This window comes from Salinibacterium xinjiangense, from assembly GCF_014645015.1.
GTDB lineage: Bacteria > Actinomycetota > Actinomycetes > Actinomycetales > Microbacteriaceae > Rhodoglobus > Rhodoglobus xinjiangensis.
Genome location: NZ_BMLC01000001.1, coordinates 1,308,799 through 1,323,953 on the forward strand (window position 1 = coordinate 1,308,799; position 15,155 = coordinate 1,323,953).

Consider the following 15,155-nt stretch of genomic DNA (forward strand, 5'->3'; position numbering starts at 1 on the left):
TTCACCGTTGGATCGAAGACATTGCACCCGCTGAGCCGAAAGACGAGAACCATGGGCCAGTTCTTCTACGCTAACTCCCCCGACGGATTCGACATAGATGATCGAGCACTCACGCATCTCAGAATCGTCATCTATGCCAAACTTCGCCGCAACGAATCGTTCGGCTTCTCCTGGGACAACACGCAAGGCCCTGGCGTGGAGCGCATATCCGTCTGGCTGAACGCATCGGTTCCGCTGAGATTCAGTTTCGCGAGCGGAGAGCCACTCGCAGTGAACCGCTCCTGGCTCGAGCAACTGACGCAAAGCGCAGACACCCCTGCTGGCTTGTATCTGTCGCCTGAACCCTCGACTTCCCGGGCACTTTAACCCCGACGCAGTAATCCCGGACGCCCCGCGGCATCCGAAGCCGCACTGCGACCACTTAGGGTCGGGGCGTGACGAGCATGTGCCGGTCCCGGATGCTCGTGCCCCTGGTCGCAGGTCTCGCCGGCGCCACGGCAGCAGTTGTGGTCGTGCTCGACCGGCAGTTGCGTCCGGGTTCGATGGGCATCGTCGCCGGAGTACTGCTCGCGCTGGGAGTGCCAGACGGCTGGCTCGCGCTGCCAGCCCTCGGGGTGCCGACTCTCGCGCTCCTGGCCGGGGGCCTGATCAACCCGGAGCAGTAACAGTCGCGGTACCTCGGTATGGTCACGATGCCCCCGGCGCCGGTTGCAGCAGCGGCCGCTGTGCCGCATTTACCCGCACCGCGATCGCGGTCAGGAAACTGCCGGCCCGACGTATTTTCCGCACCACTTGATGAGCGGCTCCACCTGTGTCCAGCTCTGGAAGATCCTGGCGGCCGACGTGGAGAGCGGCAGCTTCTCGATCGCCGCGAAATGCTTGAGTCGCAGCAGCTCGATCTGGGGATGCTCTCTGCCGTAACCGCGCGGCGCCGTTTTCAGCGATGGCCCGGCAATCTCGAATCCGTCGCCGGTCAGTTTCGTCACGATGTCATGAAGCGCCGTTGCCCCACGCAGCCGCCGCGAATCTATTGCGATGCGGGCACGCTTGAGTTGGTCGCGGCTGGGTTCGTAGAGGCCGCCACCCACCTCGAGCCCCTCCAGGGTGAGGCTCATGTAGACGCCCCCGACGGCCCCGGCCCACATGCTCGCGTTGGTGCGGTACGGCTCCTTGTTCGGGCTGAAGCGCACGTCACGGTTCGGTCGCGTGACGCGGCCGCTGCCGTATTTTTCCTCGGCCGCTCCCAGCAGATCCTCCATGGGCTGACGGATGCTGCTCTCGTATTCGTCCCGGTGCGCGTCGAAGAACGCTTTCGTGTTGTCCCGCTTCAGGCGCGCGAAGAACCGCAGCGCGGCGGGGTCGAAGCCCTCAAAGGTCATGATGGGACTGTTCGTTGCGATTACTCCGCATCAAGGTCGGTCGGTCCATCGTCAGAATCGTCGGAATGCTCGTCGTACACGGGAGTCGCCTCGAGAGGCTCCGAACCTTCCGGCCCCGCATAGTGGCCGGTTGGCTCGACAGGCTCGCCAGCGACCGCATCATTGGTCACGATCTCTTTCGGATCGATCGACTCATCGGGATATTCGAATCCTGTACCTGAACTCATCATTACCTCCGTTACCGACGTCGCGAGTTGCGCGCCCACCACCAGTCTTGCAGGCAGACTCTGGCGCTGTCATTCGCCGTGGGGCCTGACGATGATCTTCACGGCCGTTTCCTTGTGATGGATGAGGGTCTCGAACCCATCCTCCACGAGCCTGTCGAGCGCGATTCGGCCGGTGATGAAGGGTTCGAGATTGATCTTTCCCTCCTGGACGAGGGCAATGGTGGCCGGATGATCGTTGACATAGCCGATCGTGCCACGCAGATCGATCTCCTTGAGCACCAGCTTCTGCATGTCGACCTTCGCTGGCGAGCTCCAGATCGAGACATTGACGATCACGCCGGCAGGCTTGACGGCGTCGAAGAGCTGGTCGAGCACCGCGTTGATACTCGAGCATTCGAAGGCGACATCTGCTCCGGCCCCGTCGGTCAATTCGAGCACTCGCGCCACTGGATTTTCGGCTAAGGGGTCGATCACGTGGTGCGCGACCCCGGCCGAGAGAGCCATGTCGCGGCGAGCGGCGCCCGGCTCGGACATGATCACGGTGATCCCCTCCGCGGCGAGAACTGCGGCCAACAGCAGCCCGATGGGGCCTCCGCCGCCGACGAAGGCGATGTCGCCCTCCTTCGCACCGCTTCGTACGAAGGCGTGGTGGCCGACGGCAAGCGGTTCGATGAGGGCGGCCTGATCCAGCGGGATATCACCGACAGGATGCACCCACCGGCGGTCCACGACGATCTTCTCGCTCAGGCCTCCGCCGCCCCCGGCCAGCCCGATAAAGCCCATCTTCGTGCAGAGGTTGTAGTGCCCGGCGAGACACGGTGCGCATTCGTTACATACGAAATACGGTTCCACAACCACGCTGTCACCAATGGCCAGGCCGGTGACGCCGTCACCGAGCGCGCTGACGGTTCCCGAGAATTCATGACCCATCGTCACAGGGACCTCTTCATGAGTGAGGGGGTGCGGGTGGTCGGCGGCCGGGATGAAGATCGGTCCCTCGAGGTATTCGTGCAGGTCTGTGCCGCAAATGCCACACCACGCGATATCGATCGTCACGGCACCAGGTCGCAGTTGGGGCTCGGGAATATCGTCGATGCGGATGTCGTGGCGGCCGTGGAAACATGCAGCTTTCATGATGTCAACTCTCTGGCTGGATGATGAGTGCGCTCGGCGGACTGATCCAGCGTGAGAGTCGTGCGGATGATGGTCACGGCAGTCCCTGGACGAGAGCGGAGCAAATTCCGCTGCCGGGGATCGGAGCAACCAGCTGGACAGTAGCACGGCGGGCTGCGGCCCCATAGCGCTGGATTCAGTGCCGAGCACCGCCGACGATATCGCGAGCGCCTGCGCCACCGCGGCATCCCTCGCGCTGACCTCGCCCGCATGCGTGCCGAACAGGTTCATGGTGCCGATGATCCTGCCCCTCAGCTTCATGGGGGTGGCCAGTACCGACCGAAAACCCTGCTGTGACGCAGAGGCACGGAACGCGGGCCAGGGGGCCGATTCGGAGATCTCCTTCACCGAGACTGCCGTGCCGGTTCTGAAGCAATCAATGCACGGCCCAGCTGACACGTTGAGTTGCATCCCCTCGACGAAGCCCGCTGCCTCACTCGTGGAGGTCATGAGCTGGAGTTCGCCCGTGTTGTCGACAAGCATCAGTCCGCCAGCCTGCATCCCGAGTATGCCGACACACTCCTGCACCAGGGTGTGCAGCAGATCGACTATGTCGCAGTTGGTGGCCAGCGTGTCAGCGACCGCCACGAATGCGGCGTTGACACGAGTTTCACGAGAGGTGCCGTCCATGGTGTTCCCTTCCCTCACTGCCGTCGGGAGAGTGCTCCGATGCTCGACACCGATATCGCCTGTATCGTGAAGTCATGTTCTTTCGCACAATCGGCGCCCTCGGTCTCGTCGCACTCTCCGGCATCGGTATCGTCGTGATCCTGACCGCACTGGCGATCATCGCCGCGATCGCGTTCCCTGGCCTCGTGCCGAACTTCGCGAACGAACCTGTTCTTACGAAATAGCTCCCCTCGGGCCATCGGTGGGGCCACTGGATGTCGCGGCGGCGGTGGCGTCGTCATCCTGAGCCTCTGTGTAGGGCTGGCGGAGCTTCACGGGATCGACATGCGTGCCCGACTTCTTCTCCTGGCGTGACCTGTACCTCAGGTTCAGGGCCTCGACGATGATCGCGAACGCGATCGGCACGTAGATGAGGGCCTTGTCGATCTTCACCTCGAAACCGTCGGCGATCAGGGTCACGCCGATCAGCACGAGGAACGCGAGCGCGAGCATCTTCACGGTCGGGTGCTTATTGACGAAGGCGAAGATGTACTTCGACGAGAACAGCATGACGCCGAACGACAGCACGACGGCGACGACGATCACCAGGAGGCTGTCCACCATGCCGACCGCCGTGATCACCGAGTCGAACGAGAACACGATGTCGAGCAGCAGGATCTGGGCGATGACCGCACCGAAGGTCACGGCCTTCCCGTTGCCGCCCTTCTCCCCGCCACCCTCGAGCTTCTCGTGGATCTCGAGCACAGCCTTGTAGATGAGGAACAATCCACCGACGATCAGGATCAGGTCGCGCCCGGAGAAGCCCATCCCGAACAGCTCGAACAGGTCGTTCGTCAGCGAGATGATCCACGAAGCGACGAAAAGCAGGCCGATGCGGGTGATCATCGCGAGCGACAGCCCGAGGTTACGTGCCTTCGCCTGCTGCTCGGCTGGCAGCTTGCTCGCCAGGATCGAGATGAAAATGACATTGTCGATGCCCAGTACGATCTCCAGCACGAAGAGCGTAAGGAAGGCGACGATCAGGTCGGGCGAGAATTCCAAAGATAAGTCCACAATAAAACACTATAGAAATCCGAGGCACGGAATCCACGAATCCACGAATTCACCGACATTCCGGCCGACGCTCAGCGAGCAGTCCCCACGGCCGTCTCGCGGAGTTCGGGGTCGAGGTCATCGCCCGCCGCAAGCAACCGTGGCAGCAGCTCACGCTCCAGCGTGAGCGCGCGATAGCTCAACTCGATCGTCACGTCGTGGTCAGGGCGATGGATGACCATGACCGCATCCCCCGCGCTGATGAAGCCCGGCGTGACCACGCTCAGGTACGCGCCCGGCCGCGCGGCGGCCGTGAATGTCTTCAGCCATCCTCGCTCACCCACCCACCCGCGGAAGGTGTTGCACGGAATTCGCGGCGTGGTCACCCTCAACTGCACGATGTCGCCTACCTGCCAGACCTCACCAAGCCGCGCGCCGTTGACATCGAGCCCGGTCGTGGTCAGGTTCTCACCGAAAAACCCATTGGGCAGTTCGCGGCCGAGCCGAGACTCCCAGTCATCCAGCTCTTCGCGACCATAGGCGTAGAGCGCCTGCGAATCTCCGCCATGGTGGCGGGGGTCGCCGACGAAATCACCCACGAGGCCGCTACGGAGGCCGCCCTGTTTCGGGCCGGGTGCCCGTACCTCCCACCGGCCGGGCTGGGCGAGCTTGTTGATGCCGGTGAGGTGCGTCTTCTTGTGCGGGTTGGCAATGCCCGTGCCGATGTTCACCGATGCGAGGCGGGCGTCGTTCATGGGTTCGCGACCTCGAAGGTATTGCACGCGCCCGGGCCACCATTCAGGCCGGTCGTGAACCACTGCTGGCGCTTCTCGCCAGAGCCGTGGGTCCAGGTCTCGGGCGTGACCTGCACCTGCGTCGATTGCTGGATACGATCGTCGCCGACCGCGATGCCGGTGTTGCGCCCGCGTCGCGACACCCTGCCTGGGTTGATGCGGGCGTTGTCGTTGAACGTCATGGTCAGACGGTACTACCAGCGACCTTCTGACGAACGATGGATGATCTCAATCAGTTGCGCGCGCAAGTGGTCGGGGTGCTCGAGCCGGGGAAAGAGCTCGGCCTCGAGGTCGCGAGTGGATGCCCACGCCGCCGTTCCCGCCTCAGTCCGGCTCACGATCTGCCGCCGACGGTCTCGGGGATCTGCCTCGCGCCGCACGAGCCCTTCGCGCTCCAGTCGCTCCACCGTGCGCGACATGGTCTGGTTCTCGACCCTGGCCGACCGCGCGAGCTCCGTCTGATTGAGGGGCCCCGCATCGAGGAAGTGCAGCGCGATGAGCCCGGCATGAGTGAGGCCGCGCTGCTCGAGCGCATCATTCCAGGAGTGCTCCACGAGCCGCGCCGCCATCGACAGCAGCCGCCCGAGGGGCCAGTCATCGACAGACTCTGACATTCCGGGCCTCCAGTGCTGCGGCTTCTTCAATGCTACGGTCAATTAGTAAGCCAGCTTATCAATTGTTGCCGAGGAGGCTACCGTGAGGGAAATGCGAGACATAGTCCGTCAGATCACCGTCGGCGCGAGCGCAGTCGTCGCTGTGATCGGGTCTTTCGTCGGTTCGGGAGCTGCGGGAGGCACGCCGATACAGGATGCCGCCGGCGGAGCCCTGAGCGCGACCTCGACCCTTGTCGCGCCAGACACTCCCGCCTTCTCGATCTGGAGTGTCATCTACCTCGGGCTCATCGCGTACGCGGTGTGGCAGTTTCTGCCCACACAGTCGAGCGCCGAGCGTCACCGCCGTCTCGGCTACTGGGTCGCGGCATCCCTCATCCTGAACGCGGCGTGGATTCTCAGTGTGCAGTTCGACCTGCTGCCGCTCAGCCTGCCGATCATCGCCATTCTTCTCGGCGTGCTCGGCTGGTCGTTCGTGCTCTGCCTGCGGTACCGCCCGAGCGGCGCGATCGATGCCCTGCTGACCGACGGCACGATCGGGCTCTATCTCGGCTGGGTCAGCATCGCGACCGCCGCCAACGCTGCTGCCGTATTGACGGCGGCCGGATTCGACGGCTTCGGGTTGTCGCCGGATGCATGGGCGGTGTTCGTGCTGGCCGTGGCAGCCGCCGTCGGGGTGATGCTCGCCATCGTCGGCAAGGGTCGCATCGCGCCGGCCATCTCACTCAGCTGGGGCATTGCCTGGGTGTCCGTCGGGCGACTCACGGGTGAGCTGATCTCCACGCCGACAGGCATCGCGGCCATCGCCGGCGTCGTCGTGATCGTCGCCGTCACCGCGATCATCCGCCTCACCCCCGGTGCGGTGAAAGCAGCATGAGCGAGACCGCACAGCCCGACCGCAGACGCTGGATCGGTCTCATCTTCATCAGCGTCGCCGTTGCCCTGATCATCGTCGACTCGACGATCGTCAACGTCGCGATCCCCTCGATCGTCGACGAGCTCGGCATCACCTCGACCCAGGTGCAGTGGGTGCAGGAGAGCTACACGCTCGTGTTCGCCTCGCTGCTGCTCGTGTTCGGCACGCTCGCCGACCGGTTCGGCCGCCGCCGGGTGCTGCTCATCGGCGTCGTCGTTTTCGCCCTCGCCTCGATCCTGGCCGCGCTGTCGTCCAGTGGTGACCTGCTGATCGCCTCACGACTCGTGCAGGGAGTCGGTGGCGCCATGATCCTTCCCTCATCACTGTCGATCATCAACTCCACATTCCGTGGCAAGGAGCGCGCGATAGCGTTCGCGGTCTGGGGCTCGACCATCGGAGGCATGGCGGCCGTCGGCCCCCTGCTCGGCGGCTGGCTGACCACCTACTTCTCCTGGCGCTGGGCCTTCGGCATCAACGTGCCGCTCGGCGTGATCATCGTCATCGGCGTGCTGGTGTTCGCCCTCGAATCCCGCGAGCCTGGTGCGCCCGGACGAGTGGATATCGTGGGTGCCGCGCTGTCTGTTGTACTCTTCGCTTCCCTCGTCTTCGGGCTCATCGAAGGCCGGACCTTCGGCTGGTTCTTCAGCGACACCCCGCCCTCGTTCTGGAGCTTCGAGGTCTCACCGATCCCGTTCGTCTTCGCCCTGACTCTGGTCTCCCTCGTGGCGTTCATCGCGTGGGGCCTGCGCCGTGAGCGGGCTGGCCAGTCAACGATGCTCGCATTCGGGCTGCTGCGCATCTCCTCCTTCCGCAACGGAAACATCGCCGCGATGATCGTCTCGCTCGGCGAGTTCGGCATCATTCTCTCCCTGCCACTCTGGCTGCAGAACGTGCTCGGCTACGACGCGCTTCAGACCGGGCTGGTCATCCTCGCCCTCGCGATCGGTTCATTCGTGGCCAGTGGATTCGCCGGCGCTTTCGGCAACCGCATCGCGCCCGTGCTGATCGTGCAAGTGGGCATCGTCGCCGAGATCGTGGGAGTCGTGATGGTTGCGCTCTCCATCAGCCCTGAAGCTCAGTGGTGGCAGATCGTGCCCGGCCTCTTCGTCTACGGTTTCGGCGTCGGAAGTGCGACCGCCCAACTGACGGGAGTCGTGCTGATGGATGTTCCGGTCGAGCAGAGTGGGCAGGGTTCTGGCACACAGTCGACGGCCCGGCAGGTCGGCTCAGCGCTCGGCATCGCCATCCTCGGAACCATCCTGTTCGCCTCACTCGGGGCTGGGCTCACGGCCAGGCTTGACGATCGGCCCGAGATCCCGCAGGCGGTACGCACCCAGATCGTGGATGCCGTCGTCGACTCGGCCGGCACAGCGATCCCCGGGCTCGACGCACAGTCTCCGGATGCCGCTGCTGACGCTCGCGCCGCCTTCAGCGACTCGACCCGGTATGCGGCCCTCGCAGCCGCCGGCTTCCTCGCGCTCGGCTTCCTCGCCACCCTCAGGCTCGGCGGGGCCCCCTCCGCGCAGCGGGAACAGCGAGAGCAGCGGGAGAAGCAGCAGCAGGGCTGAGCCTTCCGGAGAACCGGAGGAGGCAGCCGCACGAAGGTGGTGGAAAGCCGCACCGAGGTCGAACCATCGTCCCGGTCGCGGATCGACCTCAACCGCCCGGACTACGGTCGAGACCACCTTGCCCTCCTCGCCCACACCCCACGTGGTGAGGTGCGGCAATGACATCTTCGGCGGCACGCTGAGCATGCTTTTGCCGCACCTGAGCCCGTGGACGGCGATGGGTGGGGTGCGGCCGGTGCCTAGTGGCGGCCGCGGCGGCGGAAGACGCGGCGCACACGCTCCGCAACGTTCGCAGGCGGCGGCTCGTTGTATTCGTGGGCAAACTCCTGGCCGCTCATGCGCTGGATCCCCTCCATCACATCGTCGGTGGCGGTGCGACGTGCGCGCCCGGAGGTGGCCGGCCCGTGAGCGGCCAGATCCATCGGGGGCCCGAACTCGACGGTCACCTGCGCCAGCCGAACCCACTTCGCGCCGGGGGGCTGAAGGTTCTCGGTGCCGGTCAGCGCGACGGGGATGACGACACTGCCTGCGGTGAGCGCCAGCCAAGCGACGCCGGTGCGGCCGCGGTAGAGCCGGCCGTCGCGAGAGCGCGTGCCCTCCGGGTAGATCGCGAAGGCGCCGCCATCCTGCAGCACCTTGAGTCCGCTGTCGAGCGCCTCCTGCGCGGCGTGGCCGGCGCCACGCTCGACGGGGATCGCCCCGATTCCGGAGAAGAAAGAACGCGACAGCCACCCCTTGAGCCCGGTGCCGGTGAAGTACTCGGACTTCGCGAGAAAGGAGATGGAACGCGGCGCGACCAGCGTCACCACCACACTGTCGATGAACGAGAGGTGGTTGCTGGCCATGAGCACCGCCCCGGATCTTGGCACATTGCTCTTACCGAGGATGCGCGGGCGAAACACCAGCCGTGCGACCGGCGCGAAGAACGCCCGAGCCATGAATTTGATCATCGGGTCAAGCCTAGGCGCGTAGGCCCTTTATGAGGCTCTTCTCGTCGACCGGCAATGTGCCCGCGTCACGCCGTGCACGGTAGTAGTCCCGCGCCTCGGCCTGGCGCGCCTTCTCTTCACCGAGGGCGATCGGCGCGCCGATGTGCTCGGCGGTGAATTCGAACGCAGCGACCAGGTCGAGCGCGTGCACACGAAGTCGCGGCAGCAAGCGGTCGTCGATGTACGACGTGATCGCCTGAGCCCGTCTGCCCGAAATGCGACCGTGAATGAGATACCACGCAGCATTCTTCTCGATGAGGGACAGGCCGAACAGATCGCGAAGCCAGGTGAGCACCTGCCTGGTGCCGGCATCCTCGATCGCGTTCACGCCGTCGGTGAAGGCCTCCCACTGCAGTAACTCACCATGGGCCCGCGCCGCTTCGATGAGCGCGTTCTGGTTGGAGTTGAAGAGAGCAGCAGCCTCAACCTTCGAGAGCCGTGATGCCGGGCGGAGTCGACCGGCGATCTCGGCGACCATGGACTGCACCCGATCGGTGAGCAGCTGGCGCTGGGAATCCTCATCCCTGATGTTGCCAACGGATCGCGCGGTCGAGCCAAAATCGCGCACGCTCTGCGCCAGGCCCCTCAGCCCGGTGCGGTTGATGGCGGCGTCGTTGACCTGGTCGACGACGAACTGGGCCATCACGCCTGCACCGGCATGGGCGAACTTGCGGCTGTAGTCGGTGAGCAGTCGCTTGGCGACCAGCTGCAGCAGCACGTTATTGTCGCCCTCGAACGTGGCGTAGATATCGAGGTCTGCACGCAGCGACGTGAGGCGGTTCTCGACCAGGAATCCCTGGCCCCCGCAGGCTTCGCGCGACTCCTGCAGGATGTCGAGCGCAGCCCAGGTGCTCAGCGGTTTGAGCGCTGCGGCGATCGTCTCCAGGTCCTGGCGGTCGGCGTCGGTGTCATGTGCGCCGCTGAAGACATCGTCGAACTTGGCGAGGAAGACCTCGTGAGCGAATGACATCGCATACGTGGTGGCGAGCCTCGGCAGCAACCGGCGCTGGTGACGCTGGTAGTCGAGGATGACCTCCTCGTTCGACTCGCTTCCGGCGGTGAACTGCCGGCGTTCAGCCCCGTATGTCAGGGCGATGGTAAGCGCCAGCTTGCTCGCAACCACTGCCGCACCATCCAGCGACACCCGACCCTGCACGAGCGTGCCGAGCATGGTGAAGAAGCGGCGACCGGGGCTCTCGATCGGCGAGGAATACGTGCCATCCTCCGCGACGTTGCCGTAGCGGTTGAGGAGGTCCTCGCGCGGGATGTGCACGTCGGTGAAGTGCAGTCGACCGTTGTCGATGCCGTTCAGGCCGCCCTTGAGCCCGTCATCCTCACCCCCGATGCCGGGCAGGAACCCGTTGTCGTCGCGCAGTGGCACGAAAAAGGCGTGAACGCCGTGATTGACGCCCTGGGTGATGAGTTGCGCGAACACGACTGCGGCGCGGCCGTGAACTGCAGCGTTGCCGAGGTAGTCCTTCCAGGCGGCACGGAACGGGGTGTTCAGGATGAAGCTTCCGGTGTGCACATCGAAGGTCGCCGTGGTGCCGACGGCCGCCACATCCGATCCATGTCCCGTTTCGGTCATCGCGAACGCGCCGGGGATCTCGAGGTTCATGATGCCGGGGAGGTACTTCTGGTGGTGGATCTCGGTGCCGAGGTGCATCACGGCAGCACCGAACAGGCCCCACTGCACGCCGGACTTGATCTGTAGCGATGGATCCGCGAGCACGAGCTCTTCGAACCCGGCGATGTTGCCGCCGTGATTCTCATCACCGCCGACGGATTTCGGGAATGCACGGTGCACGGCCCTCTCGTCGACCAGCACGCGCAACTGGCCCATGGTGCGCTCGCGATGCTCAGCCATGGACTGGCCCTCAATGCGTTTGACGTCGGGCCGTGCGGCGAGGGCGCGAGCCGTGCGACGGACGTCGCCCCAGCGGCCCATGAGGTGCTCGCCGAGTGCTGCGACGTCGACGGTCGGTGTCGCTGGCGACTCCGCGCTGACGCTCGGTGCTGGCTGCGTGGGGCGGTCGGTGAGCTGGGTCATAAAGTTACGGTACGTCGGGCCCTCCGCGACCGCACGAAGTCGGTAGAGAGGCACCAAATGGCAATCGGAACGATATCGCGTGGGTTGTGGGGATCCCACAATTCGAGTTCTATCAATTTGTGGGGTAGCAACTGATGGCGGGGCGGCAACTGTTGATCGGGGCGACTGGATAGAAGGAACCGGTCGACCCCGCAGTGCCGACCGGTAATTTCAGCGATGCAGCGGGATTACTTACCTTTGAAGGCGTCTTTCACGTCTTCGACGCGACCCTTCGCGGAAGCCTTGACCTGGTCGGCCTTACCATCAGCGACAAGTTTGTCGTTGTTGGTGACGTTTCCGGTAGCTTCCTTGCCCTTGCCGAGCAGGTCCTGTGCGGCATTTTTGATCTTGTCGTCTGCACCCATGAGGTGCTCCTTTCGTTAGTAGTGCGCGCACCCGGCCAGGTGACGCGCTGTTCGCGTGCAAAACTCGCACGCACCCGGATGTCACGTGCAGCAACACCGGAACTCTCTACTCCAGCATTGCATCCAGTGGCCTCGAGGCCGCCGTGACCGTGCGGATCAGTCGCAGCCTCAGCTGACGAGCACAACGTATGGTGGGTTCATGGCTACCGTTGCACTCACCTCCGAAGCGTTCGGCGACACCGTCGCCGCATCCGGCATCACCCTCGTGGATTTCTGGGCGGAATGGTGCGGCCCCTGCCGCCAGTTCGCACCCATCTTCGAGGCCGCAAGCGAGGCCAACCCCGACATCACGTTCGCCAAGGTCGACACCGAGGCCGAGCGGGAGCTCGCTGGCGCGGCCGGCATCAACTCCATTCCTACGCTGATGGCATTCCGGGATGGGGTGCTCGTGTTCTCGCAGCCCGGCGCCCTCCCCGCTCCGGCGCTCAACCAGGTGCTCGACGCCGTGCGGGCGCTCGACATGGTCGAGGTGCACAAGCAGGTCGCGGCGCAGCAGGAAACCGTCTCGGAGTAGCTGGTCGCCCTCTATCTCTATATAGATAGAGTTGCAGGATGCAGCCCCTCTCTCGAATCACCCCGGCCACCGTCGACGTACTCCAGTCGCTGCTCTCGGCAGCGGCGCCGACGTGGGGGCTCCTGGTCATCCGGCAGTCGGGCAGGCCGGCCGGCAGCGTCTACCCGATCCTCGAGCGGCTCGAACGCAGCGGCTGGGTCACCTCGGAATGGGATGACGACCGGAACCGACCGGGACCGCGCCGGCGCCTCTACGAACTCACGGGCGACGGGGCGAGCGCTGCACGACAGGCGGTGAGAGCTCGACCGGCACTCGGCGGTGCCGCGGGAGTGACGGCATGAGCCGCACAGCTCGATTCGTGGTCCGGACCGCCGCCCGTGCCCTTCCGCTCGGAATCCGCGAACGATACCGCGGAGAATGGCTGGGAGACATCGCCGGATCAGCAGACGCTGGAGTGCGGGCATCCAGCATCGCCGCCGGGGCCGTGCTGTTCACAGCGACCCTTCGTCGCGATAGGCCGGAGGTTCTCGGGATGCCGCCGTCGGTTGCCGCGCGTCGCCACGCCCGGTGGGCCACCGCGGCCCCTCGGAGCTGTCGCGCCGCAACCTGTTCAGGCGCCCGGTGAGAGCGGGTGAAGCTCGCGCTGCAGGCGCGACCGCGCTCGGTGCTCGACGAGATTCGGGATGTACGTTCGGATGCGGCTATCGGAGAGAGCCGCATACTCTTCCGCGACGGTCGACTCGATGTGCGCCCGATGGCTTTTCGGGAACCGCAGCGCCAGACGTTCCACAAGCCGATCGATGGACGCTTTCGAGGTAAGCGGGGGCATAGCGCAAGTGTGCGCCCCCCGACGAAGCACGTCAACGTATGCTCGCCGTGGCCGTACCGATGCTGCACGAGTGCTGGTCATGCTTCGGATGCCACGACCGCAAGCAACGCCTCACCATACTGTTCGAGCTTCTTCTCACCGACACCACTGATCGTGCCGAGTTCGGCCAGAGTCGACGGCTTCGTCACCGAGATTCCGCGGAGCGTCGCATCCCCGAACACGATGTAGGCGGGCACGCCCTGCGCCTGCGCCTCGGCCGAGCGCCACGCGCGCAGCAACTCGAACATGCCGACCGCCGCCACAGGAAGCTGCGCAGCGACAGCGCGCTTGGCAGCCTTCGACCGCTTGGGGGCTTCCCTGCGCAGCAGCACGGTGCGCGAACCACCGAGCACGGTCGCCGAAGCCTCGGTCAGCACGAGGATGCCGTACTCCCCTTCGACTGCCAGCAACCCCTGGGCGAGCAACTGCCGCACGACGCCCCGCCACTCCTGCTCGCCGACATCCTGCCCGATCCCCCACGTGGCGAGTGCATCGTGACCGTGCTGCGCGACGCGGGGAGTCTGCTTCCCCAGCAGGATGTCGATCAGGTGGCCCGCCCCGAAACTCTGGTTGCGCTCGCGCTTGAGTCGCACGATCGTCGACAGCAGTTTCTGCGCGGGAACCGTGCCGTCCCAGGTCTCGGGCGGTGACAGGCAGGTGTCGCAGTTGCCGCAGGCGCTGGACGGCTGGCCGAAATAGCCGAGCAGCTGCACACGGCGGCACTGGATCGTCTCGCACAGGGCGAGCATCGCATCGAGGTGGGCCGTGAGGTTGCGACGGTGGGCCAGCTCACCCTCGGACTGGTCGATCATGCGGCGCTGTTGCACCACATCCTGAAGCCCGTATGCCAGCCAGGCCGTCGCGGGCAGGCCGTCACGACCGGCGCGACCCGTCTCCTGGTAGTAGCCTTCGACGCTCTTGGGCAGGTCGAGGTGGGCGACGAAGCGCACGTCGGGCTTATCGATGCCCATGCCGAACGCGATAGTTGCCACCATCACCATGCCCTCTTCCCGCAGGAAGCGACTCTGGTTGGATGCCCGCACCCTCGCGTCGAGACCCGCGTGGTACGGCAGCGCGGTGATGCCGTTCTGCACCAGGAAGTCGGCGGTCTTCTCGACCGACGCCCGCGACAGGCAGTAGACGATGCCAGCGTCACCCGCGTGCTCGCTCGACAGCAGCGACAGCAGTTGCTGCAACGGCTGCTGCTTACCCTCGATGCGGTACTGGATGTTCGGCCGGTCGAAGCTCGACACGAACTGCCGCGCATCCTCCAGGTCGAGGCGCTCGGCGATCTCGCGACGCGTGGTCTCGGTCGCGGTGGCCGTGAGAGCTATGCGCGGGATGCTGGGCCAGCGCTCGTGCAGCACAGACAGTTGCAGGTAGTCGGGCCTGAAGTCGTGCCCCCATTGCGACACGCAGTGGGCCTCGTCGATCGCGAACAGGGCGATCTTTCCGCGGTCGAGCAGGGTGGTGGTTGATGAGACCCGCAGTCTCTCCGGCGCGAGATAGAGCAGGTCGAGCTCACCGGCAAGGAACGCTGTCTCGACCCTCAACCTCTCGTCGGACGACTGGGTGGAGTTGAGGAACTCGGCGCGTGCCCCCACGGCGGAGAGGGCATCCACCTGGTCCTGCATGAGGGCGATGAGCGGGGAGATGACGATGCCGGTGCCATCGCGCACGAGCGCCGGAATCTGGTAGCAGAGGGACTTGCCACCGCCGGTCGGCATCAGAACGAGAGCATCGCCACCGTCGATGATGGTCTGGATGATCTCAGCCTGCTGGCCGCGGAAACTGTCGTAGCCGAAGGTCTTCTCGAGAACGCCGAGGGCAGGAAGAGTGGCGGCAGGAGTCACTAGACGAGTGTACGAGCGACCGCTGACGATCAACGCCCATCATCGCGATGTATGGAGGCATCGCACAGGGCGGGCCGACGTGAGCCG

20 protein-coding genes and 1 pseudogene are annotated in these 15,155 nt (G+C 65.1%); 8 read left to right on the plus strand and 13 right to left on the minus strand.

Going from position 1 to position 15,155, the window contains the following annotated elements; genetic code table 11:
• Positions 1-51: 51 nt before the first annotated feature.
• Positions 52-366 (plus strand): DUF7882 family protein, encoded by a 315-nt coding sequence (locus tag IEW81_RS06200; protein ID WP_097059961.1) that lies wholly within the window; start codon positions 52-54, stop codon positions 364-366.
• Between the two features lie 68 nt (positions 367-434).
• A complete protein-coding gene (locus IEW81_RS06205; protein ID WP_143544632.1) occupies positions 435-665 on the plus strand; it encodes a hypothetical protein in 231 nt (76 codons plus the stop codon).
• Positions 666-755: 90 nt separating this feature from the next.
• On the opposite strand, the gene IEW81_RS06210 is transcribed toward IEW81_RS06205, so the two are convergent.
• The 4 genes and pseudogenes from IEW81_RS06210 to IEW81_RS14635 all read right to left on the minus strand — a co-directional run.
• Complete coding sequence (locus tag IEW81_RS06210; protein WP_097059959.1) at positions 756-1,379, minus strand: DUF2461 domain-containing protein; 624 nt, start codon at positions 1,377-1,379, stop codon at positions 756-758.
• A 20-nt stretch (positions 1,380-1,399) separates the two neighbouring features.
• Positions 1,400-1,606 (minus strand): hypothetical protein, encoded by a 207-nt coding sequence (locus tag IEW81_RS06215; protein ID WP_143544631.1) that lies wholly within the window; start codon positions 1,604-1,606, stop codon positions 1,400-1,402.
• 69 nt (positions 1,607-1,675) lie between these two features.
• Positions 1,676-2,740, minus strand: a complete 1,065-nt coding sequence (locus IEW81_RS14480; protein WP_229671286.1) for a 2,3-butanediol dehydrogenase — start codon at positions 2,738-2,740, stop codon at positions 1,676-1,678.
• Positions 2,741-2,947: 207 nt separating this feature from the next.
• Positions 2,948-3,409, minus strand: a pseudogene (locus IEW81_RS14635) (GAF domain-containing protein); the annotation flags it as partial.
• 74 nt (positions 3,410-3,483) lie between these two features.
• Between IEW81_RS14635 and IEW81_RS06225 the strand changes: the two are divergent.
• A complete protein-coding gene (locus IEW81_RS06225) occupies positions 3,484-3,633 on the plus strand; it encodes a hypothetical protein (protein WP_179691778.1) in 150 nt (49 codons plus the stop codon).
• On the opposite strand, the gene IEW81_RS06230 is transcribed toward IEW81_RS06225, so the two are convergent.
• From IEW81_RS06230 to IEW81_RS06245, 4 genes are all read right to left on the minus strand, one after another.
• Positions 3,623-4,462 (minus strand): TerC family protein, encoded by an 840-nt coding sequence (locus IEW81_RS06230; protein WP_097059956.1) that lies wholly within the window; start codon positions 4,460-4,462, stop codon positions 3,623-3,625. The two genes, IEW81_RS06225 and IEW81_RS06230, sit on opposite strands and share 11 nt — an antisense overlap.
• A 71-nt stretch (positions 4,463-4,533) precedes the next feature.
• Positions 4,534-5,196, minus strand: coding sequence for an MOSC domain-containing protein (locus tag IEW81_RS06235; RefSeq protein ID WP_097059955.1), 663 nt, complete (start codon positions 5,194-5,196; stop codon positions 4,534-4,536).
• Positions 5,193-5,417, minus strand: coding sequence for a neutral zinc metallopeptidase (locus IEW81_RS06240; RefSeq protein ID WP_268236632.1), 225 nt, complete (start codon positions 5,415-5,417; stop codon positions 5,193-5,195). The genes IEW81_RS06235 and IEW81_RS06240 overlap by 4 nt, the downstream gene beginning before the upstream one ends.
• 12 nt (positions 5,418-5,429) lie before the next feature.
• The gene (locus IEW81_RS06245; RefSeq protein WP_097059954.1) at positions 5,430-5,849 is read right to left on the minus strand and encodes a MarR family winged helix-turn-helix transcriptional regulator; all 420 of its coding nucleotides are present in this window, start codon (positions 5,847-5,849) and stop codon (positions 5,430-5,432) included.
• 91 nt (positions 5,850-5,940) lie between these two features.
• Here IEW81_RS06245 and IEW81_RS06250 point away from each other — a divergent pair, with 91 nt between their 5' ends.
• Positions 5,941-6,723 (plus strand): TspO-related membrane protein, encoded by a 783-nt coding sequence (locus IEW81_RS06250; RefSeq protein WP_097059953.1) that lies wholly within the window; start codon positions 5,941-5,943, stop codon positions 6,721-6,723.
• A complete protein-coding gene (locus tag IEW81_RS06255; RefSeq protein ID WP_097059952.1) occupies positions 6,720-8,330 on the plus strand; it encodes a DHA2 family efflux MFS transporter permease subunit in 1,611 nt (536 codons plus the stop codon). Before IEW81_RS06250 ends, IEW81_RS06255 begins: the two co-directional genes overlap by 4 nt.
• Positions 8,331-8,569: 239 nt before the next feature.
• Here the strand turns inward: IEW81_RS06255 and IEW81_RS06260 are convergent, their stop codons facing one another.
• The 3 genes from IEW81_RS06260 to IEW81_RS06270 form a co-directional block, all read right to left on the minus strand.
• Positions 8,570-9,280, minus strand: coding sequence for a lysophospholipid acyltransferase family protein (locus IEW81_RS06260; protein WP_097059951.1), 711 nt, complete (start codon positions 9,278-9,280; stop codon positions 8,570-8,572).
• A gap of 10 nt (positions 9,281-9,290) precedes the next feature.
• Entirely contained in the window at positions 9,291-11,369 is a 2,079-nt protein-coding gene (locus IEW81_RS06265) for an acyl-CoA dehydrogenase family protein (protein ID WP_097059950.1), read from the minus strand.
• 227 nt (positions 11,370-11,596) lie between these two features.
• Complete coding sequence (locus IEW81_RS06270) at positions 11,597-11,773, minus strand: CsbD family protein (RefSeq protein ID WP_097059949.1); 177 nt, start codon at positions 11,771-11,773, stop codon at positions 11,597-11,599.
• 199 nt (positions 11,774-11,972) lie between these two features.
• On the opposite strand from IEW81_RS06270, the gene trxA reads away from it, so the two are divergent.
• Genes trxA through IEW81_RS06285 form a run of 3 tightly spaced genes read left to right on the plus strand, consistent with a single transcriptional unit; the run spans position 11,973 to position 12,972 of the window.
• Complete coding sequence (gene trxA, locus IEW81_RS06275; RefSeq protein WP_097059948.1) at positions 11,973-12,347, plus strand: thioredoxin; 375 nt, start codon at positions 11,973-11,975, stop codon at positions 12,345-12,347.
• Between the two features lie 38 nt (positions 12,348-12,385).
• Positions 12,386-12,688, plus strand: coding sequence for a PadR family transcriptional regulator (locus IEW81_RS06280; RefSeq protein WP_097059947.1), 303 nt, complete (start codon positions 12,386-12,388; stop codon positions 12,686-12,688).
• Positions 12,685-12,972 (plus strand): hypothetical protein, encoded by a 288-nt coding sequence (locus IEW81_RS06285; RefSeq protein WP_143544630.1) that lies wholly within the window; start codon positions 12,685-12,687, stop codon positions 12,970-12,972. The genes IEW81_RS06280 and IEW81_RS06285 overlap by 4 nt, the downstream gene beginning before the upstream one ends.
• On the opposite strand, the gene IEW81_RS06290 is transcribed toward IEW81_RS06285, so the two are convergent.
• The gene (locus IEW81_RS06290) at positions 12,958-13,176 is read right to left on the minus strand and encodes a three-helix bundle dimerization domain-containing protein (protein ID WP_097059946.1); all 219 of its coding nucleotides are present in this window, start codon (positions 13,174-13,176) and stop codon (positions 12,958-12,960) included. The genes IEW81_RS06285 and IEW81_RS06290 overlap by 15 nt on opposite strands.
• Before the next feature lie 77 nt (positions 13,177-13,253).
• The gene (gene recQ, locus IEW81_RS06295; protein WP_097059945.1) at positions 13,254-15,068 is read right to left on the minus strand and encodes a DNA helicase RecQ; all 1,815 of its coding nucleotides are present in this window, start codon (positions 15,066-15,068) and stop codon (positions 13,254-13,256) included.
• Positions 15,069-15,155: the final 87 nt, after the last annotated feature.